This window comes from Primorskyibacter sp. S87, from assembly GCF_049801055.1.
Lineage (GTDB): Bacteria > Pseudomonadota > Alphaproteobacteria > Rhodobacterales > Rhodobacteraceae > JBNAGF01.
In genome coordinates this window covers 70,559-95,075 of the sequence record NZ_JBNAGF010000011.1, presented here as the reverse complement: position 1 = coordinate 95,075, position 24,517 = coordinate 70,559, and the positions used below count along the sequence as shown (strand labels likewise).

24 protein-coding genes are annotated in these 24,517 nt (G+C 58.2%); 15 read left to right on the top strand and 9 right to left on the bottom strand.

Annotated elements, in window-relative coordinates:
• Window positions 1-17 precede the first annotated feature (17 nt).
• Entirely contained in the window at window positions 18-1,313 is a 1,296-nt protein-coding gene (locus ACP15U_RS17135; RefSeq protein WP_425046461.1) for a glutamate-5-semialdehyde dehydrogenase, read from the top strand.
• A gap of 64 nt (window positions 1,314-1,377) precedes the next feature.
• On the opposite strand, the gene ACP15U_RS17130 is transcribed toward ACP15U_RS17135, so the two are convergent.
• Window positions 1,378-1,974 carry a histidine phosphotransferase family protein gene (locus ACP15U_RS17130; RefSeq protein WP_425046375.1) on the bottom strand — a complete coding sequence of 199 codons (597 nt, stop codon included), beginning with the start codon at window positions 1,972-1,974 and terminating at the stop codon, window positions 1,378-1,380.
• Window positions 1,975-2,027: 53 nt separating this feature from the next.
• Here ACP15U_RS17130 and ACP15U_RS17125 point away from each other — a divergent pair, with 53 nt between their 5' ends.
• The 3 genes from ACP15U_RS17125 (at window position 2,028) to ACP15U_RS17115 (ending at window position 3,935) form a co-directional block, all read left to right on the top strand.
• Window positions 2,028-2,210 (top strand): DUF3553 domain-containing protein, encoded by a 183-nt coding sequence (locus tag ACP15U_RS17125; protein WP_425046374.1) that lies wholly within the window; start codon window positions 2,028-2,030, stop codon window positions 2,208-2,210.
• 119 nt (window positions 2,211-2,329) lie between these two features.
• A complete protein-coding gene (locus tag ACP15U_RS17120) occupies window positions 2,330-3,082 on the top strand; it encodes a GNAT family N-acetyltransferase (RefSeq protein ID WP_425046373.1) in 753 nt (250 codons plus the stop codon).
• Between the two features lie 10 nt (window positions 3,083-3,092).
• Window positions 3,093-3,935 carry a lysophospholipid acyltransferase family protein gene (locus tag ACP15U_RS17115; RefSeq protein WP_425046372.1) on the top strand — a complete coding sequence of 281 codons (843 nt, stop codon included), beginning with the start codon at window positions 3,093-3,095 and terminating at the stop codon, window positions 3,933-3,935.
• Between the two features lie 3 nt (window positions 3,936-3,938).
• Here the strand turns inward: ACP15U_RS17115 and ACP15U_RS17110 are convergent, their stop codons facing one another.
• Window positions 3,939-5,042 (bottom strand): porin, encoded by a 1,104-nt coding sequence (locus tag ACP15U_RS17110; protein WP_425046371.1) that lies wholly within the window; start codon window positions 5,040-5,042, stop codon window positions 3,939-3,941.
• Between the two features lie 220 nt (window positions 5,043-5,262).
• Between ACP15U_RS17110 and rpsB the strand changes: the two genes are divergently transcribed.
• Both rpsB and tsf read left to right on the top strand, forming a co-directional pair.
• On the top strand, window positions 5,263-6,054 hold the full coding sequence (gene rpsB / locus ACP15U_RS17105; protein WP_425046370.1) for a 30S ribosomal protein S2: 792 nt from the start codon (window positions 5,263-5,265) through the stop codon (window positions 6,052-6,054).
• Between the two features lie 77 nt (window positions 6,055-6,131).
• Window positions 6,132-7,007 carry a translation elongation factor Ts gene (gene tsf / locus ACP15U_RS17100; RefSeq protein WP_425046369.1) on the top strand — a complete coding sequence of 292 codons (876 nt, stop codon included), beginning with the start codon at window positions 6,132-6,134 and terminating at the stop codon, window positions 7,005-7,007.
• Between the two features lie 538 nt (window positions 7,008-7,545).
• On the opposite strand, the gene ACP15U_RS17095 is transcribed toward tsf, so the two are convergent.
• The 3 genes from ACP15U_RS17095 to ACP15U_RS17085 form a co-directional block, all read right to left on the bottom strand.
• Window positions 7,546-8,301 carry a helix-turn-helix transcriptional regulator gene (locus tag ACP15U_RS17095; protein WP_425046368.1) on the bottom strand — a complete coding sequence of 252 codons (756 nt, stop codon included), beginning with the start codon at window positions 8,299-8,301 and terminating at the stop codon, window positions 7,546-7,548.
• Window positions 8,298-8,747: a type II 3-dehydroquinate dehydratase gene (gene aroQ / locus ACP15U_RS17090; protein ID WP_425046367.1), complete on the bottom strand. Its 450-nt coding sequence runs from the start codon at window positions 8,745-8,747 to the stop codon at window positions 8,298-8,300. Before aroQ ends, ACP15U_RS17095 begins: the two co-directional genes overlap by 4 nt.
• Window positions 8,748-8,880: 133 nt before the next feature.
• Window positions 8,881-9,357: a MaoC family dehydratase gene (locus ACP15U_RS17085; RefSeq protein WP_425046366.1), complete on the bottom strand. Its 477-nt coding sequence runs from the start codon at window positions 9,355-9,357 to the stop codon at window positions 8,881-8,883.
• 225 nt (window positions 9,358-9,582) lie between these two features.
• Between ACP15U_RS17085 and ACP15U_RS17080 the strand changes: the two genes are divergently transcribed.
• The gene (locus ACP15U_RS17080; protein ID WP_425046365.1) at window positions 9,583-10,236 is read left to right on the top strand and encodes a histidine phosphatase family protein; all 654 of its coding nucleotides are present in this window, start codon (window positions 9,583-9,585) and stop codon (window positions 10,234-10,236) included.
• 49 nt (window positions 10,237-10,285) lie between these two features.
• Here the strand turns inward: ACP15U_RS17080 and ACP15U_RS17075 are convergent, their stop codons facing one another.
• The gene (locus tag ACP15U_RS17075; protein WP_425046364.1) at window positions 10,286-11,281 is read right to left on the bottom strand and encodes an NADPH:quinone oxidoreductase family protein; all 996 of its coding nucleotides are present in this window, start codon (window positions 11,279-11,281) and stop codon (window positions 10,286-10,288) included.
• A gap of 135 nt (window positions 11,282-11,416) precedes the next feature.
• Between ACP15U_RS17075 and ACP15U_RS17070 the strand changes: the two genes are divergently transcribed.
• Genes ACP15U_RS17070 through ACP15U_RS17050 form a run of 5 tightly spaced genes read left to right on the top strand, consistent with a single transcriptional unit; the run spans window position 11,417 to window position 16,638 of the window.
• Complete coding sequence (locus tag ACP15U_RS17070) at window positions 11,417-12,583, top strand: acyl-CoA dehydrogenase family protein (protein WP_425046363.1); 1,167 nt, start codon at window positions 11,417-11,419, stop codon at window positions 12,581-12,583.
• Between the two features lie 5 nt (window positions 12,584-12,588).
• Entirely contained in the window at window positions 12,589-13,707 is a 1,119-nt protein-coding gene (locus ACP15U_RS17065; RefSeq protein ID WP_425046362.1) for an acyl-CoA dehydrogenase family protein, read from the top strand.
• A gap of 12 nt (window positions 13,708-13,719) precedes the next feature.
• Window positions 13,720-14,541: an SDR family NAD(P)-dependent oxidoreductase gene (locus ACP15U_RS17060; protein WP_425046361.1), complete on the top strand. Its 822-nt coding sequence runs from the start codon at window positions 13,720-13,722 to the stop codon at window positions 14,539-14,541.
• A gap of 49 nt (window positions 14,542-14,590) precedes the next feature.
• On the top strand, window positions 14,591-15,592 hold the full coding sequence (locus ACP15U_RS17055) for an NAD(P)H-dependent flavin oxidoreductase (protein ID WP_425046460.1): 1,002 nt from the start codon (window positions 14,591-14,593) through the stop codon (window positions 15,590-15,592).
• A 17-nt stretch (window positions 15,593-15,609) separates the two neighbouring features.
• A complete protein-coding gene (locus tag ACP15U_RS17050) occupies window positions 15,610-16,638 on the top strand; it encodes a phosphotransferase family protein (RefSeq protein ID WP_425046360.1) in 1,029 nt (342 codons plus the stop codon).
• 22 nt (window positions 16,639-16,660) lie between these two features.
• Here ACP15U_RS17050 and ACP15U_RS17045 read toward each other — a convergent pair whose 3' ends face one another.
• Window positions 16,661-17,266 (bottom strand): glutathione S-transferase family protein, encoded by a 606-nt coding sequence (locus tag ACP15U_RS17045; protein WP_425046359.1) that lies wholly within the window; start codon window positions 17,264-17,266, stop codon window positions 16,661-16,663.
• Window positions 17,267-17,578: 312 nt separating this feature from the next.
• On the opposite strand from ACP15U_RS17045, the gene ACP15U_RS17040 reads away from it, so the two are divergent.
• The gene (locus ACP15U_RS17040) at window positions 17,579-18,820 is read left to right on the top strand and encodes a serine hydrolase domain-containing protein (protein WP_425046358.1); all 1,242 of its coding nucleotides are present in this window, start codon (window positions 17,579-17,581) and stop codon (window positions 18,818-18,820) included.
• A 27-nt stretch (window positions 18,821-18,847) separates the two neighbouring features.
• Here the strand turns inward: ACP15U_RS17040 and ACP15U_RS17035 are convergent, their stop codons facing one another.
• Complete coding sequence (locus ACP15U_RS17035) at window positions 18,848-19,654, bottom strand: SDR family oxidoreductase (protein ID WP_425046357.1); 807 nt, start codon at window positions 19,652-19,654, stop codon at window positions 18,848-18,850.
• Window positions 19,655-19,866: 212 nt separating this feature from the next.
• Between ACP15U_RS17035 and ACP15U_RS17030 the strand changes: the two genes are divergently transcribed.
• On the top strand, window positions 19,867-20,892 hold the full coding sequence (locus ACP15U_RS17030; protein WP_425046356.1) for an IS30 family transposase: 1,026 nt from the start codon (window positions 19,867-19,869) through the stop codon (window positions 20,890-20,892).
• 161 nt (window positions 20,893-21,053) lie between these two features.
• Here ACP15U_RS17030 and ACP15U_RS17025 read toward each other — a convergent pair whose 3' ends face one another.
• The gene (locus tag ACP15U_RS17025; RefSeq protein ID WP_425046355.1) at window positions 21,054-22,802 is read right to left on the bottom strand and encodes a SulP family inorganic anion transporter; all 1,749 of its coding nucleotides are present in this window, start codon (window positions 22,800-22,802) and stop codon (window positions 21,054-21,056) included.
• Window positions 22,803-23,057: 255 nt separating this feature from the next.
• Here ACP15U_RS17025 and ACP15U_RS17020 point away from each other — a divergent pair, with 255 nt between their 5' ends.
• Window positions 23,058-24,467: a Do family serine endopeptidase gene (locus ACP15U_RS17020; protein ID WP_425046354.1), complete on the top strand. Its 1,410-nt coding sequence runs from the start codon at window positions 23,058-23,060 to the stop codon at window positions 24,465-24,467.
• Window positions 24,468-24,517: the final 50 nt, after the last annotated feature.

The following is a 24,517-nucleotide window of genomic DNA, read 5'->3' as shown; positions in this document are numbered from 1 at the left end:
GTCACGATACGTTCGCACTGACAAAACCCGCCGATCCAGGAACAACGATTATGAAAGACGTCGACAACATTCCCGCCCTCATGACTGAACTTGGCCAACAGGCCAAATCCGCCGCGCAGGAGCTGGCCTTTGCCAGTGCCGAACGCAAGCACGCCGCGCTGATAGCAGCGGCCGAGGCGGTCTGGGTCAACCGGGACGCCATTATCGAGGCCAATGCCAAGGATCTCGAATTCGGTCGGAACAAGGGGTTGAGCCCGGCGATGATGGACCGGCTCATGCTGGATGAAAGCCGGATTCAGGGCATGGTTGACGGGTTGCGGACGGTTGCGGATCAGGCCGACCCGGTCGGCGAGGTTCTGGCTGAATGGGATATGCCTTCGGGGCTGAACATTCAGCGCGTGCGAACGCCTCTCGGGGTGATCGGCGTTATCTACGAAAGTCGCCCCAATGTAACCGCCGATGCCGGTGCGCTCTGCCTGAAGTCGGGCAATGCGGTGATCCTGCGCGGTGGCTCGGAAAGCTTCCATTCGTCCGGCGCGATCCATGCCTGTCTGGTCAAGGGGCTGGAGGCGGCGAACCTGCCCGAACATGCCATCCAGCTTGTGCCCACCCGCGATCGCGCTGCGGTACAGGAGCTGCTGACCATGACGGATACGGTCGACGTGATCGTGCCGCGTGGCGGCAAGGGTCTGGTGGGGCTGGTTCAGCGAGAGGCCCGGGTGCCGGTCTTTGCCCATCTTGAAGGCATCGTTCATATCTATGTGGACAAGGGCGCAGATCTGCAAAAAGCGCTCGACGTGGTGCTCAATGCAAAAACACGGCGCACAGGTATTTGCGGCGCAGCCGAATGTCTGCTTGTGCATAAGGATGTCGCAGAAACGCTCGGCAAGGCGCTTGTCGAGGCTTTGCTGGCCGCGGGCGTCGAAGTGCATGCCGAGGGTGCTCTGGCCATTGACGGCACTGTTCCCGCCTCAACTGAAGATTGGGGCAAGGAATTCCTCGACAGCATCATCGCAGCAAAGCCGGTGACCGGTATCGACGAAGCGATCGCGCATATCCGCAAATACGGGTCCAGTCATACCGACTGCATTCTGACGGAGGACGTTTCGGCGGCCGCAAGCTTTTTTGAGCGCCTCGACAGTGCGATCCTGATGCATAACGCATCGACCCAGTTTGCCGACGGCGGTGAGTTCGGGATGGGTGCCGAAATCGGTATTGCGACCGGCAAAATGCATGCCCGTGGCCCAGTCGGGGCGGCTCAGCTGACCAGTTTCAAATATCTCGTGCGCGGTGACGGCACGGTTCGAAGCTGAGCGCGGTCAGGGCTGGTTTCGTTCCGTCTAAGGATCTGACCCGCGCAGACCGTGCGTAACCGGATTAGAACCGGATACAAAGCCGCTCGGTGCTGCAATCCGTGGCCACCACCCGCCCGCTTTGGGATGCAGCTTCGGGAAGAAGTGCAAACTGAACCTGAGACGGTGTAATCTGATCGGGTGATCGTCCTTGGGCTAAAGGGTCCCACAGGGCTGGATCCATTGCCAGCTTTGGGCCGGTGCCCTGTATCGTCCAGATCCCGGCTTGTCGGGCGACCGTCAGCTCTCCGCCCATAGGCAAGGCGTTTTCGCAACAAAGCAGGGCAAGAAACGCAATGCGGACATCCGAGCGCATAGCGTCTTCGTCGAGTTGCCACAGCATCTGGACACGTCCACCGCGCGTGAGGTCGTCAAGAACCGAAACCACGTCCGCCCGGCTGAGTTCCTGTTCGCTGGCAGCACCGAAAGCTATTCGAAAGAAACGGATACGCGCACCTGCATTGCCAACGCTATCGGCGATCAGGTTCATTTCGGGACCTTGCAGCAAACCGGAGAGGTCGAGCAATTCGAGACCGTTTGTGATCGCCCCGATCGGGCTGATCAGGTCGTGACAGATTCGTGACCCGATCAATGCGGCTAGGTTGACGTGGCTTTCGCCCATGGGCTACCTCCCTCAATGGGCCGGATCCACGGCTTGATCACAAGGGAAAGCCAATGTCCGACCTCAATGCCATTCTTGCACCGGGCATGTTGGTGCGTCATCCCGGCCATCCGGACTGGGGCCTTGGACAAGTCCAGTCAAACATCGATGGCAAGATCACCGTGAATTTCCGCGAAGCGGGCAAAGTGGTGATTGACGGCGCCAGAATTGCGCTGGTGCCTGTCTTTGATCCGTGAAAGGGGTTTACGAAAGGTTAACACCGGTGCCTGCGGAGCCGGTTGCGGTTGCCATTGTTGCCAAATTCGCGGTATTTGCCGCCGACCGCTGACTCCTCCTCCATCTGACCGGGGCTGAAATGCCAGACACGGGACCGTCCTTTACCATCAAGATCGCCGAAACCGAGGCCGAATTGCGGGCTGCGCAGCGGCTTCGCTATGAGGTTTTTGTTCGTGAACTGGGCGGCGGCGGTGAACTGGTCGATCACGACGCAGAGTTGGAACGGGACCGGTTCGACCCCCATTTCGATCACATGCTGGCCATCGACAACACCACCAGCGAAGTTGTCGGCGTCTATCGTTTGCTGCGGGGCGACAAGGCAGCTGCGCTGGGTCAGTTTTATTCCGAAGATGAATACGACCTCGGCATCCTGAAAGCTTCGGGCCGCAATCTGCTGGAACTTGGCCGATCCTGCCTGCATGCGGACTACCGCGGCGGCACCGCCATGTTTCATCTGTGGAACGGGCTTGCCAGCTATGTAGCCGAACATGAAATTGAAATCCTATTTGGCGTCGCCAGTTTCCACGGAACGGACGTTCAGGCACTGGCCCAGCCGCTGTCAATGCTTCACCACAACCATCTCGCGCCACCGGATCTGAGGGTGCGGGCGCAGGACGCGGTCTTCCAGAGCATGAACCTGTTGCCCGCCGAAGCGTTGGATCGACGGGCTGCCATGCTCGCGGTTCCGGCCCTGATCAAGGCCTATCTGCGCCTTGGCGGTTTCGTGGGCGAAGGCGCCTATATTGATCACGCCTTTAACACCACCGACGTTTGCCTGATCCTTGACACGGCACGAATGAACGAGCGCCAAAGGCGGCTATATACGAAATAAAGGCGACGAAATGAATGCGACTTGGGAAAGCGATGAACCTGCCGCGCCGCTGAAACTGGGGCCGTCGGGATGGCTGCGGGTGATCCTGCGCGGCCTGCCACTGGCCCTGTTGGTTTTTGGCGGCCTTCTGGTTTTGCTGTTGGTGCGCATCGTCGAGCGGCCATTGTTTGGTCTGCGGCGACCGATGACGCCTTACATCACCCAGTTTGTCTGCCGCAACGCCTTCCGGATTCTCGGCATCCCGTTCAGTTCCTCGGGCGAGTTGATGAAGGCGCAGGGGGCGGTAGTGGCCAATCACAGCTCGTGGCTGGACATCTTTGCGCTCAATGCCCGGAAGCGCGTCTATTTCGTGTCCAAGTCAGAGGTTGCGAATTGGCCGGGAATCGGATGGCTGGCCCGCGCCACCGGGACCGTGTTCATCGACCGCGATCCAAGACAGGCAAAAGAACAAACCCGGATGTTTCAGGATCGTTTGCATGCCGGTCACAAATTGCTGTTCTTTCCCGAAGGGACGTCGACGGACGGGCTGAGGGTTCTGCCGTTCAAACCGACTCTTTTTGCCGCTTTCTTTGCCGACGAGCTTCGGGCGGACATGCATATTCAGCCGGTTACGGTGATCTATCATGCGCCCGAAGGGGAAGAAGCGCGGTTCTATGGCTGGTGGGGCGACATGGATTTTGGCCCGCACCTGCTCAAGACGCTTGGCGCACGCAGGCAGGGGCGTGTCGAACTGATTTATCACCCGCCTGTCCGGGTTGCGCATTATGCCGGCCGCAAACAACTGGCCGCTGACATGGAAAAAACAGTTCGTGCCGGGCTCGAGCCGGTTCTGAGCGCGCCCGAGAAACCCTGACGATCAGTATCGCCAGCGCGCACCGATCTGCCAGGCGCCAATATCCTGATACTGGGCGGCACGGTCTGAATAGGTGAAAAATCGATACCCGGCATAGGCCTCGAGGTTCTGTTGTTCAAATTCCTGCAACAGGGCCAGCCCCCACATTTGGGATCGGGAGCCGCGGCGCAGGTGATCGTCTCCCCAATACCCTTCGGCAATCAGCTTGGTCGGCCCAACTGACCAGAAATCGGCGTTCCAGCCCCCCTTGAGATAGACATAGTCCGCGCCCGTGTCGTGCTGCTTCCCGGCTGCCAGCGACAGGTTCAAACCGGTCGGGGAATGGAGCAGGGAAACTGATCCCACCGTCCCGCGGGCGGTGGGCAGGGACGGCGCGTTGACCCAGTGCATCCCGAGGGCGGCCTTGAACCGATATGCGCCGGTTTCCGCGTCATAGCGAAGCGCAAAGTCATAGAACCTATCGTTAACACCGGATTTCAGCACTTCCTTGCCATAGGCCACGGCAACCGAAAGTCCGTTGAACCGAGGAGTGTCGTAGCGGACGCGCAACCGCCGACCGCCATCAAAGTTGGAGAACACGGCGCCGATGTTCACCGCCGTCAGAACCCCGGCGGCATCGCGGAAAAAGAACCCTCCGTGGCTTTCCGGGATTGTCGACTTGGCGACCACGACAGTGCTTCCAAGATCGCTTTCGGCCGCACCATCCGTGGCCATGCTACCCTGTCCCAACCGGAACGTGCCGTAACCGTCATCAAAGATCATCTGCACTTGCCGCAGGAATGTCCTGTCCCAGTTCCAGAAATCAGGCGTGTTGGTCTGACTGGTCTTTTGGGATTGCCGGAACCCCAGCGCGCTTTCGAACTGAAAGGAGAGGGGGCTTTCACCTTCGATAAAGAACCCGAATCTCGTGTTGGCGTTGGTCACGTCCACGATGTTCGATGTGGTTTCCACACCGTCATCGACCGACTGATTGGCGAAATGGAACCACCCGTAGTAGCGAAACGTGGTTTCGCCGGCGATCGGATACTTCGTTTCGCTGGCCAACGCCCCGCCGGGGATTGCCAAGCACAGGCATAGATGGGCAAACGGCTTGGCAACGGTCTTCATTCGCAGGCAATCCTCTGAACAATGAAACAACAAGAGCTTTCCGAAACCAATTGCGCAACCCCCTTGCGTTCCCTCTCGACCTGCCATATACGCGCGCCATTAAACCCGCAGGCAGGGTGTTTGGCCTGTTCGGGGGAGACATCCCCGATCAGACCGCCGGTTGGAGCATATGCTTCTGATGATCCCCTGCCGAGGCGAAAACCGGAAAGGAAACGAAAGCATGGCTCTTCCTGAGTTCTCCATGCGCCAGCTGCTTGAAGCAGGCGTTCATTTTGGCCACCAGACCCAGCGCTGGAACCCGCGCATGGGTCCGTATATCTACGGCTCGCGCAACGGCATCCACATTCTCGACCTGACCCAGACAGTTCCGCTGCTCGATCAGGCGCTGAACGTGATTCGTGAAACCGTCGCAAAAGGCGGCCGCGTTCTGTTCGTCGGCACCAAGCGTCAGGCATCGACCCCGATTGCCGATGCTGCCGAGAAATCGGCGCAGTACTACATGAACCATCGCTGGCTCGGCGGCACCCTGACCAACTGGAAAACTGTTTCCCAGTCGATCAACCGCCTCAAGCAGATCGATGAGGCTATGGAATCGGGCGCGGAAGGCCTGACCAAGAAAGAACGTCTTGGCATGGAACGCGATCAGGGCAAACTGCAGGCCTCGCTGGGCGGCATCCGCGAGATGGGCGGCACCCCGGACCTGCTTTTCGTCATCGACGTCAAGAAAGAAGCGCTGGCGATTGCCGAAGCCAACAAGCTGGGCATCCCGGTCGTGGCCGTTGTGGACACGAACTGCTCGCCCGATGGTGTCGATTACATCATCCCCGGCAATGACGACGCTGCCCGCGCCATCGCGCTCTATTGCGATCTGGCCGCTCGTGCTGCACTCGACGGCATGTCGGATCAGCTGGGCGCTGCCGGTGTGGATCTCGGCGAGCTGGAAGAAGCACCGGTTGAAGAAGCCGTTGCCGCCGAAGGCGAAGCTGCGGCAGAAACTCCGGCCGAAGCCTGATCGGTCCTGAACGGAAACGACAGCGGGGCAGGTCGCATCTGCCCCGTCTACGCATTTGAATTGAGGAGAGCCGAAAGATGGCAATCACCGCTGCACTCGTGAAGCAACTGCGCGACTCCACCGGCGCAGGTATGATGGACGCCAAAAAGGCGCTGACCGAAACCGACGGCGACATGGATGCCGCCGTTGACTGGTTGCGTACCAAGGGTCTGGCCAAAGCCGCCAAGAAATCCGGCCGCACCGCCGCCGAAGGTCTTGTGGCCGTCGTCGTCGATGGTGGCAAGGGCGTCGCCGTTGAAGTGAACTCGGAAACCGACTTTGTTGCCAAGAACGCCGATTTCCAGGAAATGGTTGGCGGCATCGCCAAGGCTGCCCTGAACGTTGCTGATGTCGACGGTCTGCTGGCAGCCAATCTTGGCGGCAAGTCCATTGCCGACACGCTGACCGACAAGATCGCCACCATCGGTGAGAACATGTCGGTGCGCCGCATGGCCGCGATCGAGGGCGATACCGTTGTGACCTATGTGCACAACGCCGCCACGTCCGGCATGGGCAAGATCGGCGTCCTGGTGGCTCTGAAAGGCGGCGACGAAGCTCTGGGCAAGCAGGTTGCGATGCACATTGCGGCTGTGAACCCAGCTGCTCTGTCCGAAGCAGATCTGGATCCGGCAGTCGTCGAGAAGGAAAAGCAGGTTCAGATGGACATCGCCCGCGAATCCGGCAAGCCGGAGCAGGTGATCGAAAAGATGATCGTCGGCCGCATGAAGAAGTTCATCGCTGAGTCCACTCTGCTGAGCCAGCCTTTCGTCGTGAACCCCGACGTGACTGTTGGTCAGGCCGCCAAGGACGCAGGCGCCGAGATCACTGGTTTCATCCGTCTGGAAGTTGGTGAAGGCATTGAGGTGGAAAAGGAAGACTTTGCCGCCGAGGTTGCCAAAGCCGCGCAAGGCTGATCTGAAATACTCTCAGGTCCAAATAATTGAAAAGAAAGGCGTCGGGTGTGTTCCCGGCGCCTTTTTCTATGGGCTTCGGCGAATTCCAGCATTCGGAACCGCGCAACGAGGCGGGTTCACCTGTTCTCGGGATATTGATTTCCTTAACCCGGGCACATCGCAAGCGCGAAAAAGGCACTCTGGAAACGCGAGTCAATCAATATGCTCAGGACTCATAAACGCGGGGCCGTGACGGACACGACCCCGCTTTCTTGATCAGCGGCCCCATTTTGATGGGGATGGATGAGACCGCTCAATCTTCCGGCCTGAGTTCGGAACAATACGTACCCAAACCGGACGGTTCAGAGAGCCTTGAAATTACAAGGTTCTTTCCCCGATGTCCCCTGGCCAAAGCCACCACTCACGGAACATGTCCATATTGCGTGTTTGTCCGAAAATGGGAAGTCATGTATTCCTTACCTAAGGTCAACACTGGAAACAGAATGCACACCGAAGCCCGATTAGTGCCCGGTCATAAGCCGTTTTCCGGTTCGGAGGCTCAGGCCTCCATCACGAACATCTGGTTGTGCAGCGATGCCTTGAGAACGGCCTGAGCCGTGGTTTCAACCGACAAGGCTTCGCGGGCCAGCCGCAGGTGTTTTTCGACAGTAGCAGAGGTCAGCCCCATCAGCAGGGCGATATCCTGTGTTGTCTTGCCGTCACCGACCCATTCCAACGCTTCGCGTTGACGTTTGGTCAGAACGCGGTTCGGAGCGGTGTAGGGCAGGCTCAGGATCTTCAGATGTGCGATGTTGTTCATCAGCAGCAGATCTTGCCCATGCTCGTCCCAGATCGCGTCGATTTCGTCCTGGGTCTGTCCACTGCTGGCGCAGAGCGAGATCGCCCCCTTGGAACGCTCAGAAACCGAAGTGAAACTGACGGTGAATCCAACTGTCACACCCAGACGGGCATTGAATTCATAAACCCGGCGTTCTTCTGCCGACAACGTTTCGTTTTGCATCATCTGACCGATCAGACGCCAGCTTGCCGCCCCTTCGTGATGCAGAGCCCATTTCAGCATCGGAGCATGAAAATAGAGTCCATTGCGCAGAAAACCATCGACATAGTCCTGCGAATGGTTGGTCAGGATCACGAAATCCTCAGGGTCGCCCAAAGATGTGGCTGTCCGGAACCGGGTGCACCCGTAGATCAGTTTGTCAAATCCAAAATTCGCCATCTGCTCGGTATGCGCTGACCAGAGTTCTTCGAGCGATTTGGCATATGACAGGAAGTGCAGATAATCCTTGAATTTCATTCCGCGCCGGACTCCGACAGGTGCACCTTAAGGGCATCCAAAGCCATCAAGTAACCTTGCGCTCCGAAGCCGGCGATCTGCCCCAACGCAACAGGCGCGATATAGGAACGGTGGCGGAAAGCCTCACGCGCATGAATGTTAGACAGGTGAACCTCGACCACCGGCAACTCGGCCGAAGCAATTGCATCCATCAGGGCAATCGAGGTGTGGGTGTATGCCCCCGCATTCAGGACGATTCCCGCGTGAGTTGTTCGGGCTTCATGGATCGCATCAACCAGTGCGCCTTCATGGTTGCTCTGATGGCATGTGACCGAAAGACCGAGCTTTTCACCATGGGCGATGCAGTTGGCTTCGACCATCGCAAGAGTGGTCGAGCCATAGACCTCGGGCTGACGTGTGCCCAACAGGTTCAGGTTTGGTCCATTTAGGACCAGTATTTTACTCATATGCACAATCCCCATACAGACGTTTTTGTAGCCACGAAACGATGTGGCTGTCCAGATAGGCTTATTGTCGTGTTGATATTTCTCGAAACATGTTTTAGGGATGCGCAATTCTGACGCAGGGTGGCAACTATGCTCAGCCCGCGTCGGTGAATACAACCATTCCGAGCCACTCAGCGATTAACGCGGGAGTATTCTGTCCCGCGATTTCGATGGTAAGCCGCATTTCCCGCAGCAGTTTCCCTGACGGTTTGGGTTTGATGCCGGTCAGCTCGAAGCGTCCTCGCAGACGTGAACCGGCTGGTACCGGAGCCAGAAAACGCAATTTGTTGAATCCATAATTGATCCCCATTGCCTGACCGGGAAGATCAACCTGACAGTCGTAAAAGAACCGGCTGGCAAGAGAGAGGGTCAGGAAACCATGGGCAATGGTTCCGCCAAACGGGGAATCGGTTGCTGCGCGAGCCGGATCAACATGGATCCACTGCATGTCACGGGTGGTGCGGGCGAAATCGTCGATCATCTGCTGATCAACGGTGATCCAGTCTGATACACCAAGTTCACCTCCAACCTGCGGGGTTAGAAATTCAATCGCCTGTTCCAGTGCGCTCATTCCGGGTCTCACCTTGCCGATTGTCATGTCATCATGGGCTTACCCCTTCGCCGGCTGTCTCACAATGGCAGGCAGCACAAACGTAACCTGTTCCAACGCAAAGTTCCTGATGGCTAAGTTGAGGCGGCTTTCCATTGATCGATGGGCTTAGGTGTATTCCGGGCTTGTCATCGTGGTGGTCTGACCGATAGCTCTGAGCCGCCGGAATGAAAAAGGAAGATCACGATGACTCACGAGTATCGCCAGTCGGTTTACGCGCCACCACAGGGCGCTGTGGACTTGTTGCTGATCCGGCACGGCGAAAGCGCCGCCGTTCAGCCGGGCGTCAGCTTCCCGATGCAGGATGGTCAGGGCAATCCCGAACTTCACCCCAATGGCCGGGCACAGGCTCGCGCTGTTGCGGAACGGTTGGGGCATGAACGTTTCGATGCACTCTACGTTACACCGCTGCAGAGAACCCACCAGACCGCTGCGCCGTTGGCCGAGCGGCTTGGAATGGAACCTTTCATCGAGGCCGATCTGCGCGAGGTCCATCTGGGAGAGTGGGACAACGGAGAGTACCGCATCCGCGTTGCCGAGGGGGATCCTGCCCTTAAGCGCGCGCGGGATCGGCAGGAATGGGGCGAGATCCCCGGCGCGGAAACCACCGCAGCGCTACATGAACGGGTGCGGAGCGGGCTTTTGCGCATCGCCGCGGCGCATCCGGACCAGCGGGTGGCTGCATTTGTGCATCAAGGCGTGATCGGTGCGGCCATGGCGATGGCCTGCGGGGCCGAACCCTTTGCCTTCAACCGAGCCGCAAACGGGTCGATCAGCCGCCTGGTGATCAAACAGGATCGGATGACCGTGCTGGGCTTCAACGATTGTTCTCATCTGTGATGACGTCTGACTCCGCCCTGAGCAGCGCCCTGAGCATCGCCCTGTGGGTTCAACTCATGGTGACGACGATTTTGCCCATAACCATTCGGTCTTGCATCATTTCAAGTGCTGCGGGCGCGTCTTCCAGATTGTAACGGGCATGAATGCGCGGTCGGATCTTTCCCTGAGCGTAAAGGGCCATGAGATCTGCCATGTTCTCGGCATGTCCCTTTGGCTCGCGAAACACCGACGCGCCCCAGAACACCCCGACGATCTGGGTGCCTTTGAGAAGGGTCAGATTCAGCGGAATGGACGGGATACCGGCGGGAAATCCGACCACCAGGTAACGACCCTTCCACGCCATCGCCCTAAGTGCGGGCTCGGCATAGGCACCGCCAACCGCATCATACACCACATCCACGCCTTCGGCCTTGGACAGTGACTTTATCTCGGTGGAGAGCGCCTTTTGCGCGGCCTTGTCCAGTTCACGCGGATACACCAGGGTTTCATCGGCACCCAGTTCCTTGCAAAAAGCGGCTTTTTCTTCGGTTGATACGGCTGCGATCACGCGTGCGCCCGCGGCTTTGCCCAGTTCGATCGCCGCAGCGCCGACGCCACCGGCCGCCCCGAGAACCAGCAGGCTTTCGCCCGGCTTGATCTGCGCGCGATCCTTGAGCGCATGATACGAGGTGCCGTAGGTAAAGATGAAACAGGCGGCCTCTTCATAAGGCATGGCATCCGATATCGGAATTGCCATGTTGGCGGGCAGGGTCAAATGCGTGACGAACCCGCCATGTCCCGTCAGCGCCAGAACGCGATCTCCGGGCGTAAAACCGGTAACCCCTTCGCCGACGGCCAGTACTTCGCCCGCAACTTCACCTCCGGGAGCGAAAGGACGGGGCGGTTTCATCTGATAAAGATCGCGAATGATCAATGTATCGGGAAAGTTCACACCCGCGGCGTGAACCCGGATCAGCAACTGTCCCTTTGCCGGCTCGGGGTCGGGTAGTTCGGTGAGTTCAAGCGTTTCCGGCCCGCCCGGGGCGGCGCTGAGCATAGCTTTCATCGGAGGGTCTCCCTGATCATTCCGGGACGGGTTCCTATCGGCCCGCGTTTTGTGACGTAGTGTTCCGAGGCGCGTTCGTCGTTGTCAACGCTATTTCGGAATGCAATCCTGCCTCTCGACACGGGAGGAACATCAATGGATCTTGACGCCTTTCGCGCCGAGCTGCGCGCGTGGCTGGATGAGAATTGCCCGGCAGAGATGCGTGATGGCGGCAATTCCGAGAACGCGATCTGCTGGGGCGGACAACGCTGGACGTTCACTTCGGAAGCGCAACGCGTCTGGATGGAACGTTGCGTCGCCAAGGGTTACACCGTTCCGACATGGCCACGTGCGTATGGCGGGGCGGGGCTGAATCGTGATCAGGAAAAGATCTTTCATCAGGAAATCCGGCGCATTAATGCCCGATATCCGCTGCAGAGCTTTGGCATCTGGATGCTAGGGCCTGCGCTTCTTCATTTCGGCACCGAAGAGCAGAATCGTCACTTTCTGCCACCTATCGCTCGCGGCGAAATTCGCTGGGCGCAGGGGTATTCCGAGCCGGGCGCCGGATCGGATCTTGCCAGTCTGCAGACCCGCTGCGAAGACAAGGGAGATCACTGGAGCGTCAAAGGTCAGAAAGTCTGGACCTCTTATGCCGATCAGGCCGACTGGATCTTCGCTCTGGTGCGCAGTGACAAGGATGCCGCCAAGCACAAGGGGATATCGTTTCTGCTGGTCGACATGAGCGCGCCGGGCGTAAGCACCAGCCCGATCCGGCTAATCTCGGGCGCCTCGCCTTTTTGTGAAACTTTTTTCGACGATGTTTCGGTGCCCAAGGAACATGCACCGGGCGTTTCGTCGGTCGTGGGTGAGATCAATCGCGGTTGGGATGTGGCCAAGTATCTGCTGACTCATGAGCGCGAAATGATTGCAGCGGCAGGCGGTTCCATGGGCAGCGGCCGGGCACTTGGTGCGGTTTTGGGTGACAGCGAAACCGGGCTCAGCGACCCGGTTCTGCGCGCTGATGCGATGCGGGCCGAAGTTGATACGCTGGCGTTGGAATTAACGCTGGAGCGTTACAAGGATCAGGCCGAAGCTGGGCAGGGTGTCGGCGATGCTTCGGCCATGTTGAAATACATGGGGACCGAGCTGAACAAGCGGCGTCTGGAGCTGGTGATGGATGCAGGCGGGTCCGACGCTCTGGACTGGGACGACACACGCGCCCCGAACTGGCTCAGAAGCAGGGCGAATTCGATTGAGGGGGGGACATCCGAGGTGATGCTCTCGATCATTGCCAAACGTGTTCTGGGGCTTCCGGGGTAAGGGCGATGAGCAAAAAACTGTTTTTCACCGACGAAGAACGGATGCTGGCCGATGCTGCATCCACTTTTCTGGCCGAGGCCGCACCGGTTGCGCATTTGCGAAAATTGCGGGATGAGGGGCGCAACGCGGACCCTGATTTGTGGAAAGCCATGGCCGATCTCGGCTGGACCGGGATTCTGGTGCCGGAATCTGCCGGTGGTTCCGATATGGGTCATGCAGCTGCGGGTATTTTGGCAAGTGAAATGGGCAAGACACTGGTGACCAGCCCGTTCCTGTCCACGGCAGTGATGGCGGCCACGGCGTTGCGACAGGCCTCGGATGACCGGGCGCAGGACGCGCTTGCCGGCATAGCCAGCGGAGAAACCACCTATGCTCTGGCGTTGGACGAAGGCGCCAAGTTCGATCCACAGGCGACGAGCCTGCAAGCCCGCGCCGAGGGGAACACGTTCCGACTGAACGGCAGAAAGCGGTTTGTTGGGGATGGAGGGCATGCGGATCGGCTGCTAGTACTTGCGCGGACAGATGGCGGGCTGACGTTGTTTGATCTGCTGGCGTCCAGCGACGGCGTATCGCGACACGCCCGCCCGATGATCGACAGCCGCGATGCCGCTGATATTGAGTTTGATGCAGTCGAAGCCACCGGAGAGCACGTGGTGGGGCAGGTCGATGACGCCATGACCGTCCTTCGCCCGGCAATCGAGGCGGGTCAAGCTGCTCTGGCGGGAGAGATGGCAGGGCTGGCCGCTGGCGCATTCGCCATGACAACTGAGTATCTCAGGGACAGAAAACAATTCGGGGTTCCGATCGGCGCGTTTCAGGCGCTGCAGCACCGGGCGGCGCATCTGTGGTGCGAGCTGGAACTGACAACAACCGCCATTCTCAACGCTGGCCGAAAACTGGACAACGACCCGGAAAACGCCACGTTGGCCGTTTCCCTGGCCAAGGCTCGGGCCACGGATACCGCTCAGCTTGCAGTTCGGGAAGGTGTCCAAATGCATGGAGGTATCGGAATGACTGATGCCTTTGACATGGGGTTTTACATGAAGCGCGCCCGGGTGGCGGCGGAATGGCTCGGAGATTATGGCCATCACGCCGGTGTCGTCGCTGGTTTGCGTGGATTTTGAGGGAGAAATGGCATGACACCACAGGATTTGTTTTCACTGGAGGGCAAGACCGCCCTTGTCACCGGGGGCGCCACCGGCATTGGACGAATGGCAGCCGAAGGGCTGGTCCGGGCCGGCGCGCGTGTGCTGATTGCATCCCGCAAGGGAGAGGCGTGCGAAACGGTCGCCGCCGAGCTGAATGCGCTTGATGCACCGGGAACAGCTGAAGGGTTTGCCGGAGATGTGGGCTCGGCTGCGGGCATTGATGCACTGGTTTCCGAGGTCAAGTCCCGGACGCAACAACTTGATATTCTTATGAACAATGCGGGTGTTTCATGGGGTGAGCCGATGCAGAGCTTTCCCTATGAGGCATGGGAAAAGGTGATGAATGTCAACGTGACCGGCCTGTTCGATCTGACCCGACAGCTATTGCCGCTGCTTGCCGGCTCTGCCAACGCCGAGGATCCGGCGCGAGTGGTCAACGTGGGGTCGGTTATGGGAGAGATCCCGATGGGCGACGGCGCCTATAGCTATGCGGCGTCCAAGGCAGCAGTGCTGCACCTGACCAAGATCCTCGCCAAAGAGCTTGCGCACCGCCACATCACGGTAAACGCACTGGCGCCAGGCCCGTTTGTTTCCAAGATGACTGCCTTTGCCACCGCCGACGAGAAGATGCGCGCCAAGGTCGGGGCAGGGGTGCCTCTGGGCCGAGTGGGCCTGCCCGAAGATATCGCCGGATGCATGGGGTTTCTCTGTGGTCGGGGCGGCGCCTATGTCACCGGCGCCGTGATCCCGGTGTCGGGCGGCATTAACGTTTCTTCGGGGCACAATCTGTTTGCGGCCGCCTTTGAATGAGCCGCGAAATTCACATAACTCCCACGGATAAGTTGTTGAAATGAAAGATATGACCTGGTCCCGAGACGAGAGCCGCCTGCCACCGGCCCTGCGCGGATTGCGGCTGCCTCTGATTGGTTCGCCGCTATTCATCATCTCGGTTCCCGAACTGGTCATTGCCCAGTGCAAGGCCGGGATCATCGGCTCGTTTCCTGCGCTCAATGCCCGCGAGGCCGAGGGCGAGCCGCCACGTCTTGAGGCGTGGCTGAAACAGATCACGGAGGAGCTTGACCGGCACAATCAGGACAACCCGGATCAACCGGCGGCACCGTTTGCAGTCAACCAGATTGTCCATCGGTCGAATGCGCGGCTGGAACGGGATCTGGAGATCTGCACCCGCTGGAAGGTTCCCGTCTGGATTACATCGCTCGGCGCACGGGTCGAAGTGAACGAAGCGGCTCACTCCTGCGGGGGTATCGTGCTGCACGACGTGATTAACAACAGCTTTGCGAAAAAAGCGATCGACAAGGGAGCGGACGGGTTGATCGCCGTTGCTGCCGGGGCAGGAGGGCACGCAGGTCAGCAATCGCCCTTTGCGCTTATGCGCGAGATCCGAAGTTGGTTTGACGGACCGGTTGCGCTTTCGGGCGCGATTGCCAGTGGCGAAGCCCTGCTTGCCGCACGTGCCCTTGGGGCAGATTTCGGCTATGCCGGATCCCCGTTCATTGCTACGCATGAGGCGAACGCCCAGCAGGAATACAAGCAGATGATCGTTGACAGCAAGGCCGATGATATTGTGTATTCCTCTTTGTTTACAGGCGTATGGGGGAACTACCTCAAGAAATCCGTGACCCGGGTCGGGCTTGATCCCGAAAACCTGCCTACAGCGGATGCGACGTCGATGAATTTTTCCAGCGGTTCGTCGAAACCGAAAGCCTGGAAAGAGATCTGGGGATCAGGGCAAGGCATCGGTGATGTTCACGAGATCTGTTCCGCAGGCGAGCTCGTGGACCGGATCGACCGGGAATACAAAGCTGCGGGCGCGCATCTGGCATCCGAGTTCAAAAGCTGATCAGGCGGGAGGACACAATGAGCGACGATACCCAGACCCTCGATCTAGACGCAGTCGAAACCTATCTGACCGCGAACCTTCCGGGATATCAGGGGCCCCTTGAGGTTCGGAAATTCGAAACCGGTCAGTCCAATCCGACTTTTCTGCTCATGACACCCGAAAAAAAATACGTTCTGCGCCGCAAGCCACCGGGAATATTGCTTAAATCAGCCCATGCCGTGGATCGTGAGTTTCGCGTTCAAAGGGCGTTGGCCCACACGGATGTGCCGGTTGCCAGAATGTACCTGCTATGCGAGGACGACACGGTCATCGGTTCGGCCTTTTACGTGATGGAGCATCTCGACGGCCGGAATTTTTTCGAACCAACAATGACGGGCGAAAGCAATGAAACCCGAAGCGCCGTGATTGACGAGATGAACCGGGTTTTAGCCGCCTTGCACATGGTCGATATCGATGCGGTGGGCCTGTCCGACTACGGTCCGCCCGGTAACTACTTTGAACGGCAGGTCGGGCGCTGGTCAAAACAGTACCGGGCCAGCGAAACCCAAACGATTGAGGCGATGGATACGTTGATGCAGGCGCTGGTTGACCGGATGCCGGAGGACGATGGACAACGCACCCTCGTGCACGGGGATTACCGCATCGACAACATGATGTTCGCCCGTGAGGGAACCAGTTGTTTGGGCGTGCTCGACTGGGAACTGTCCACCATCGGTCACCCCTATGCCGACCTCGCAGCGGTGATCATGCAATGGCAATTGCCTGCGGGACCTGTCGGGCGAGGTCTTGCCGGCGTGGACCGAAGCGCATTGGGCCTGCCATCGGATGAGGAATTCATTCACCATTACTGTGAGCGGCGCGGCCTGCCCGGTGTCGACAATTTCGGCTATTATCTTTCGTTCACCTTCTTCCGCATGGCCGCCATTATCCAAGGCGTGCTCAAACGGGGATTGGATGGCAACGCGTCCAATCCTGAAAAGGCTTTGAAATTAGGGACTTATGTTCCGATGTTCGCCCAGCATGGCCTGAGTGCCTTGGATAGATAGCGGCCCGTCGCGGCACCCAGCTTCAGAGCGACCAGGCTTTCTGCAGGGCAGGCCGGGCCATCAGCCTGTCCGCATAGCTCTGCAGGTTCGGCTTGTCGTCCATGTCGGCGCCCAGCCGGCCCGACATGATGACCGAGTGGCCAGTCATGACATCGGCGCCCGAAAACTCGCCTGCCAGAAACTCACGGCCTTCCATATGGCGTTCGACGGCAATCAGCATCTGGTTGAGGAGTTTGGTAGCACGTTTCACATTCACCTCGTTGCGCCGCTCAGGCGGCAACAGGATTGTTTCGACCACGATCGAATTGATTGGCGGCATGATCATGCCTTCGCAGTAATGTAGCCATTGCAGGTAGTTGGCATACTCCTGCGTCCCGACCTTGGGCTGCAAGCGACCGTGCCCATACAAAGCCAGTATATATTGCACGATGGCCCCGGATTCGAAGACCGTGACGTCGCCGTCTTGCAGGGCAGGCACACGACCCATGGGGTGAATGGCAAGGTAATCGGGTTCACGCATTCCGCGGCTGCCAAGCTCGAATTTCTCAAATTCGTAATCCAGCCCGAGTTCTTCCAGAAGCCATGCCACGCGCACCGCCCGACTGTTCTGTGCATAGTAGAGTTTCATGGTCCGCGCGCTCCTGTCCTGGCATTTCTGCTAGCTGCCCGGTCACGGTAGGGTCCGGTTTCGCGTTGCGTCAATTGCAAGACCGGCACGACGCAGCGGCATCTCAGGAAAACAACAGACGGCCGGGATTGTCAGGGCAGGGGCCGTATTGCCGTTCCCTGTTCGCAAATGGCCAGCATTGGGTTACGTGCAAATGCGTATGTCTGCGAAAATCCGCCGCCAAACGCTCGACAAATCACGATGCAGCCCGGCAAATTGAAATCTGTGGTGACGACGAGGCCGACCGGACGAGCGCATGGGAGAAGCAGTCTGATGGAAATTGCAAACGCATGCGAGGCAGGGTTTGACAACAATCGTCTGGACCGGATCCGACACTGGATGGATCGCTATGTCGCCGAGCGAAAATATGCAGGGTCGTCGGCCCTTGTCGCACGCGGTGGGCAGGAAGTGTTTTTTCATGCCACGGGCAACCGCAGCATCGAAGCCGAGCTGCCGTTTCAACGCGATACGGTTGCGCGCATCTATTCCATGACGAAACCGGTAACCTCGGTTGCAATAATGATGTTGGTCGAGCGCGGGCTGTTTCATCTGGACGCGCCGGTTTCCAATTTCATTCCTGCGTTTTCTGAAATGCTGGCGCTGACGTCCGGCGCCAAGAGGCTCGACCAGACTGAACCGTCCCGAGCACCGACACTCCATCAGCTGCTCACACATTGCTCCGGCCTGAGTTATCCTTTTAACCCCGGTGTGTTACCTGCTCAAATGGATGCGCAGGACCTCATGTTTCGCCCCAATCACGGCCCGCTCGAGAATATGGTTGATACCTTGGCCGCGCTGCCGTTGGCCTTTCAGCCCGGCAGTCGCTGGGAATACTCGGTGGGCATAGATGTACTTGGCCGCGTCATCGAGGTGGTTTCCGGAAAATCTCTGGACCGTTTCTTTCGCGACGAAATTCTTGGGCCGCTGGGTATGACCCAGACTGGTTTCTCTGTGCCAAAGGGCGCCGGAGACCGCTTCGCCTCTCTCTATACGCCGCTGGAAGGCGATGCGATGGCTTTGAACGCGGCGCGCACAGGCAGTGAAACGCTTCGGTTGACGGACATGGCGGGGTCTTCGCCGTTCGAATCCACCAGCATGTTTTCAGGTGGTGGTGGTCTGGTTGGTACCATCGACGACTATCTGCGTTTTGCAGAGATGCTGCGGAGGGGAGGGGAGTTGGACGGAGTTCGCCTGCTTTCACCGCGTACGATTGACTTCATGATGCGCAATCATCTGCCCGGTGATATCGCCTCAATGGGACCACAGAGCTTCGCTGAGCAACCAATGGAGGGAATGGGCTTTGGCCTCGGCGGCGCCGTGCTGCTCGATCCGGCCCGAATGCGCACTCCGGGATCCGTCGGCGATTTCAGCTGGGGTGGTATGGCCTCGACCTTTTTCTGGGTTGATCGGGAACTGGATCTGAGCGTGGTGTTTTTCACACAGCTTTCGCCATCCAGTTCTTATCCCTCCAGGTCCGAACTCAAGGCTCTCATACATGGTGCAATAATCGAGTAAAAGCATTTAATATTAGCAGGAAACGCCCTACTTCTCATCTAATTCCACCGGTTTCTTCACACCAAATGGTTCATCACCAAAAGCTCGGTTGAGTTTTCGCATTCCGCCCAACCAACGGTCATAGTCATCCGCTTTGAGCTTGATGTAGTCAGCCACTTGAGGATGAGGAAGAACCAGAAAACGCTGTGACCGGATCGCCTCGACACAGGCGTCCGCGACAGGTTCTGGTTCCAGCATTCCGTCCAAAGAAGCGACTGAGTCCTCAAAGCCTCGCGTCATCTCGGATCGCACGGCCTGTGGGCACAGGACGGATACTCCGATACCCTGATCGCCATAGGTCATCGCCAACCATTCAGCTAAACCGACTGCCGCGTGTTTCGTAACACCATACGGAGCGGCTCCGACCTGATTCAAAAGTCCCGCAGCAGACGCAGTATTGAGCAGATAGCCGCCGCCACGCGCAATCATTCGCGGAACAACATGCCGGGCTGCCCAAACGTGGGCCATGACGTTGATGTCCCAGATGCGCTGCCAATCATCATTTTCAACTTCAATACCGCCAAGTGTCAGAATCCCCGCATTGGAACAGAACAGATCGATGCCGCCAACCTCATCCTCAACACTGGCCACGAGCTCTGCGATGTCGTGTTCCTTGCTGACATCGACTTGATATGCGGCGCCACCAACTTCATCTGCAACCTTGCGTGCACCATCAAGATCCAGATCGGCGCAAACAACGCTGCGAGCGCCTTCACGTGCAAATCTCTGTGCCAGCGCCTTGCCAATCCCACTGGCAGCGCCGGTGACAACAACCACTCGGTTTTTCAATTCCATATCAGACCTCTGCGCGCCGGTGTTGATAACAATTCCTGTTGCAGGATAATAGGCCGGTTGAGATCATCCAAGTGCGTGTTGGCAAACGCTGCGTCAGTATCATTATTTACATAATACTGATTATAGGCGTTATGGCATATGAACGGTGCGCGCTACTTCCAAGCGCGACTCCTATTAGAAACCAAAGGGTTATCTAATGAGAGGATCATGGCATGGGCGCCGTATACACGCAACTGAGCATCGAAGAACGCCGTAGAATTGAACGCTGGAGACATGCAAAGGTCCCAGTTCGTGAGATGGCGCGTGTACTGAAGCGCTCAAAAGCCACCATTCACCGAGAGATCAAACGAAACTTTTTCTCGGATCCCTGCCTGCCGAAATGCGATGGTTACTATGGTGCGGCCGCGCAACTGATGACGGCAGATCGGCGCGCCCGGCAACGAAAACTGATCCGCCATCCAGAGTTACGCAAGAGTGTTGTTGAACGGCTGAAGAATGGCTGGACGCCAGAGCAGATCGGCAATCGTATGATCTATGAGGGTGCAAGACAGCGTGTCTGCCAGGAAACGATCTATCGCTACATCTACTCCAAAGAAGGCATGGCCGATGAGCTCTGGTGGTATCTGCCTGAGCACAAAAAGTACCGTCGACCGCGCCGCGCCAGAAAGCGCCAGGCTCCCAAGTTCGACCGTGATGTCAGCATCCTGTTTCGTCCGGATGATGTCGCACACAGACGTCAGTTCGGCCATTGGGAAGCTGATCTAATGCTGTTCAAGCAGGCTCTTGGCCAGTCAAATGTCACGTCTCTGGTCGAACGCGTCAGCCGGTTCACGGTCCTGTTGAAGAACCCGAACAAGCGCACGAAACCTGTGATGGGCAAGATCATGAAGGCGGTGCACGACCTGCCCCACCTGGCCCGGAAATCCATCACTTTCGACAGAGGCTCGGAATTCGTCAGCTGGCCCCATCTGCAAGCCGAGATCGGAACACAGACATGGTTTTGCGATCCCTCCTCACCCTGGCAGAAAGGCACGGTCGAGAACACCAATCGCCGGGTTCGGAGATGGCTTCCCCGGAAGCGCGACATTACGGCAATCTCAGATCATGAACTGAAAATGATCTGTGACCGCCTCAACGCGACGCCCCGAAAATGCTTGGGATGGAAGACTCCAGCTGAGGTGTTCCGCGAAAAGATGATGGAGGAAGCGAGCCGGTCCCCCTACCCTAAACGCCAATAGGAGTAGCGGTTCAGGTATCGCTCACACACCGAGAACCGGTTGCCCCTCCGACAGCCGTGTCAGGTTAGTTGCGAACCTGTGTCACAGCCATGACGAAAGCCTCCAGGCAGAACCGGCCCCTGCGCAGTTGTCGAAGACATAGATGTCACCACCCAGTTCAGTTACTCGGCTGCGCGGTCCTGTCGGTTTCGCAGAACTGCGAACGCGTCATTCTGAGACAGGAAAACCTCTCCGGTCAATTCTTCCAAAAAGTGACTGCGCTTCAGTCTGTCCATCACCGGCCCCTTCACCTCAGACAAGTGTAAGGAGATTCCCATATCCTGCAATCGTGCGTTCACCGCTTCGAGGGATTCCAATGCACTCATGTCCACTTCGTTTACGGCGGAGAACATCAGAATAACATGTTTAAGCTCGTCTTGCGAAGCGTGCGCCCTGTTGACTATCAGGTCTTCCATGCGCCGCGCGTTTGCGAAATACAGGCTTTCGTCCACGCGAAGGGTCAACACTCTGGGATCGGTGATCACCTCATGACGGTGAATGTTTCGGAAATGCTCCGAGCCCGGAACCTGCCCGACCTCGGCAACATGCGGTCGCGACGTTTTCCAGACAAACAGCAACAGCGACAGGATCACACCACTGGCCACGCCCACCTCGACCCCGATGAGCAATGTCAGCAAGATCGTTGCCATAACCGCCAGGAAATCCGCGCGGGAATATGCCCAACTGCGCGTCAGGATCGAAAGATCAACCAGCGACAGCACAGCCACGATAATCGTGGCGGCGAGTGTTGCTTTGGGCAAAAAGTACAACAGCGGCGTCAGAAACAGAGCCGCCAGCATCAGCCCAACGGCCGTGTAGGCCCCGGCGGCAGGTGTTTCTGCACCTGCATCATAGTTCACCACAGAACGTGCAAATCCGCCTGTAACGGGATAACCGCCCGAAATACCAGAGGAAATATTCGCGGCCCCAAGTGCAATCAGTTCCTGGTTCGGCTCGATTCTTTGCCTGCGTTTCGCGGCCAGTGTCTGCGCCACTGACACGCTTTCGACATAGCCAATAACTGAAATCAGGATTGCCGGAACCGCCATCGCCTTGATCAGAGATAGATCAAAAGGTGGCACTCCGATTGGCGGCAAACCTGTCGGCACTTCACCGACAACCGACACGCCGGATTGTGGTAGGTCGAACAGCCATGCCACAAGCGTGGTCGCAATAACCGCAAAAACCGGCCCTACCCTTGCAACCGTTCCCGCAGTTGCGGCGCTCAATCGGAATCGGCCTTGCAGCCAGTTTGCCATACCCTTGCGCACCCAGACTAGAAATCCGAGGGTCGCTGCGCCGAGCATCAATGTGATTGGACTGAATTCGGCAAAATTGCTCCATAACCCGTGCAGGATTTCAGGAAGATTGTGCCCGGATGCTTCGATCCCAAGAATGTGCTTCATCTGCCCGGCTGCGATCAGCAGCCCCGATGCGGTTATGAAGCCCGCGATCACAGGATGCGACAGGAAATTCGCAATGACCCCAAGGCTCAACATTCCCATCGCCAACAAGAATATGCCGGACAAAAGTGCCAAAACAGCTGCCGCCGCTACATATTCACTCAAGGTGCCAAGCCCCAAAGGCTCCAGCGCCGATGCTGTCATCAACGACACAACCGCTACTGGCCCTACGGCAAGTGCTTTGCTGGTTCCAAACAACGCATAGGCGAACAGCGGCAGGATCGACGCATATAGCCCGACCTCGGCTGGCAGCCCTGCCAGCAACGCATAGGCCAGAGATTGCGGAATGAGCATGATCGTAACGATCACTGCGGCTGTAATATCCCCCGACAACTCGGTGCGGCCATAATGGCGGCCCCATGACAAAATCGGCATGTAACGCTTTGCAACGACAAGTGGTTTTTGCATGGTCGGTCCAACAACTATACTAGGTTGGCAATACATATACAGTTTTTTGAATGGATGTGAAGTCAGATCGGACAAGACCTTGCGGAACAGGCAGAACCCGATGTTAAGGAGCGCCAGTCGCCGTCTGCCTGGTGTCGGCGCGCCGAAACGCGCAGATGAAGAAAGATTAATCCAACACTAAGGAAACGGACAGGTTGCCTGATTACTCCTTGATGCAACCCCGGTTCACGGGGGAGCAGTCTTAGGAGAATGCCCATGTCCATGAAATCCACCTTGGCCGCATCCGGCCTGACAGCCCTGATGTTCGGCACCGCGGCGATGCCTGCCCTTGCTGATGCGGCTCTTGCCGATCTGGTCGAAGAGGTCGCGCCCTCTGTCGTCACCATTCTGGCTACACAGGACAAGCCCGAACCTGTTTCGAACAAGTTCGACGAGTTCGAAGGCCACCCCTTTGGCGAGTTGTTCCGTCGTTTCGGGGCACCCGATGGAATGCCGGCACCGTTCCGTGACGGCGGCCCGCGCCAGGGCCTCGGGTCAGGCTTTGTCATAGATCAGGCAGGTTGGATCGTCACCAATCACCACGTTGTCGACGGTGCCGATACGATCACTGTCCGTCTGGGTGATGATCGCGAATACACCGCCAAGATAGTCGGAACGGATCAGATGACGGATCTCGCCCTGCTCAAGATCGATGCGGAAACGGCCCTGCCCGCCGTGGAGCTAGGTGACAGCGATGCCATTCGCGTTGGCGAAGACGTGGTGGCAGTTGGCAACCCGTTCGGCCTGAGTTCAACAGTGACCACCGGCATTGTCTCGGCCAAAGGCCGCAACATTTCAGAGGGCCCGTATGCAGAGTTCCTCCAGACTGACGCCGCCATCAACAAAGGCAATTCGGGCGGCCCCCTGTTCAACATGGAGGGTGAAGTCGTGGGCGTGAATTCCGCGATCTATTCGCCGACTGGCGGATCCGTTGGGCTGGGTTTTGCCGTAACCTCCAATATCGTCGAGGACATCGTTGAAGACCTGCGCGAGGACGGGATGGTTGATCGCGGCTGGCTCGGCGTATCAATTCAGGGCGTTACTCCGGACATCGCCTCGGCAATGGGTCTTGATTCCGCAAAAGGCGCGCTGGTTTCCGACGTGGTCGACAGCAGCCCGGCAGCGGGCCAGCTACACACCGGGGACGTGATCGTGGCCTATGACGGGACGGCGGTGAAATCCTCGGCTGACCTTCCAAGGCTGGTAGGCGCGTCACAGGCTGGCGACGATGCCCGGATCACCGTCATGCGTGATGGCGAGGAAACGGACGTGACTGTCACCATAGGTGCGTTTGCTGATGAAACCAATCAGGAAGCCAAGGCGATCCCCGCCAGCGCCAAGGGCAAGCAGCTGGGAGTGACCGTGGCGCCCCTGACCGACACGGCGCGAGCCGAGACCGGAGTCGGAGCGGGAACAGAGGGTGTCGTCATCACGTCTCTGGCTCAATCCGGTCCGGCGGTCGATGCCGGGCTCATGGTCGGCGATGTGATCGTCCGCCTTGGCAGCGAGAATACGCCGACACCACAGGCGCTCAAGGCAGCCTTGCAGAGCGAAAAGACGGACCCTGCCCTGCTGCTGATCAACCGGAGCGGAAACCAGATATTCGTGACCGTTGAAATCACCTGATCCTGACACGGTTTCGCAGGCTTGGCCTATCAGACTGTCCCCTGATCCAC

Bases quoted from the DNA above. Each gene is read 5' to 3' on its own strand.
- ACP15U_RS17130 (WP_425046375.1), bottom strand. From the start codon at position 1,974: ATGGGCGAAAGCCACGTCAACCTAGCCGCATTGATCGGGTCACGAATC.
- ACP15U_RS17125 (WP_425046374.1), top strand. From the start codon at position 2,028: ATGTCCGACCTCAATGCCATTCTTGCACCGGGCATGTTGGTGCGTCAT.
- ACP15U_RS17120 (WP_425046373.1), top strand. From the start codon at position 2,330: ATGCCAGACACGGGACCGTCCTTTACCATCAAGATCGCCGAAACCGAG.
- ACP15U_RS17115 (WP_425046372.1), top strand. From the start codon at position 3,093: ATGAATGCGACTTGGGAAAGCGATGAACCTGCCGCGCCGCTGAAACTG.
- ACP15U_RS17110 (WP_425046371.1), bottom strand. From the start codon at position 5,042: ATGAAGACCGTTGCCAAGCCGTTTGCCCATCTATGCCTGTGCTTGGCA.
- rpsB (WP_425046370.1), top strand. From the start codon at position 5,263: ATGGCTCTTCCTGAGTTCTCCATGCGCCAGCTGCTTGAAGCAGGCGTT.
- tsf (WP_425046369.1), top strand. From the start codon at position 6,132: ATGGCAATCACCGCTGCACTCGTGAAGCAACTGCGCGACTCCACCGGC.
- ACP15U_RS17095 (WP_425046368.1), bottom strand. From the start codon at position 8,301: ATGAAATTCAAGGATTATCTGCACTTCCTGTCATATGCCAAATCGCTC.
- aroQ (WP_425046367.1), bottom strand. From the start codon at position 8,747: ATGAGTAAAATACTGGTCCTAAATGGACCAAACCTGAACCTGTTGGGC.
- ACP15U_RS17085 (WP_425046366.1), bottom strand. From the start codon at position 9,357: ATGAGCGCACTGGAACAGGCGATTGAATTTCTAACCCCGCAGGTTGGA.
- ACP15U_RS17080 (WP_425046365.1), top strand. From the start codon at position 9,583: ATGACTCACGAGTATCGCCAGTCGGTTTACGCGCCACCACAGGGCGCT.
- ACP15U_RS17075 (WP_425046364.1), bottom strand. From the start codon at position 11,281: ATGAAAGCTATGCTCAGCGCCGCCCCGGGCGGGCCGGAAACGCTTGAA.
- ACP15U_RS17070 (WP_425046363.1), top strand. From the start codon at position 11,417: ATGGATCTTGACGCCTTTCGCGCCGAGCTGCGCGCGTGGCTGGATGAG.
- ACP15U_RS17065 (WP_425046362.1), top strand. From the start codon at position 12,589: ATGAGCAAAAAACTGTTTTTCACCGACGAAGAACGGATGCTGGCCGAT.
- ACP15U_RS17060 (WP_425046361.1), top strand. From the start codon at position 13,720: ATGACACCACAGGATTTGTTTTCACTGGAGGGCAAGACCGCCCTTGTC.
- ACP15U_RS17055 (WP_425046460.1), top strand. From the start codon at position 14,591: ATGACCTGGTCCCGAGACGAGAGCCGCCTGCCACCGGCCCTGCGCGGA.
- ACP15U_RS17050 (WP_425046360.1), top strand. From the start codon at position 15,610: ATGAGCGACGATACCCAGACCCTCGATCTAGACGCAGTCGAAACCTAT.
- ACP15U_RS17045 (WP_425046359.1), bottom strand. From the start codon at position 17,266: ATGAAACTCTACTATGCACAGAACAGTCGGGCGGTGCGCGTGGCATGG.
- ACP15U_RS17040 (WP_425046358.1), top strand. From the start codon at position 17,579: ATGGAAATTGCAAACGCATGCGAGGCAGGGTTTGACAACAATCGTCTG.
- ACP15U_RS17035 (WP_425046357.1), bottom strand. From the start codon at position 19,654: ATGGAATTGAAAAACCGAGTGGTTGTTGTCACCGGCGCTGCCAGTGGG.
- ACP15U_RS17030 (WP_425046356.1), top strand. From the start codon at position 19,867: ATGGGCGCCGTATACACGCAACTGAGCATCGAAGAACGCCGTAGAATT.
- ACP15U_RS17025 (WP_425046355.1), bottom strand. From the start codon at position 22,802: ATGCAAAAACCACTTGTCGTTGCAAAGCGTTACATGCCGATTTTGTCA.
- ACP15U_RS17020 (WP_425046354.1), top strand. From the start codon at position 23,058: ATGTCCATGAAATCCACCTTGGCCGCATCCGGCCTGACAGCCCTGATG.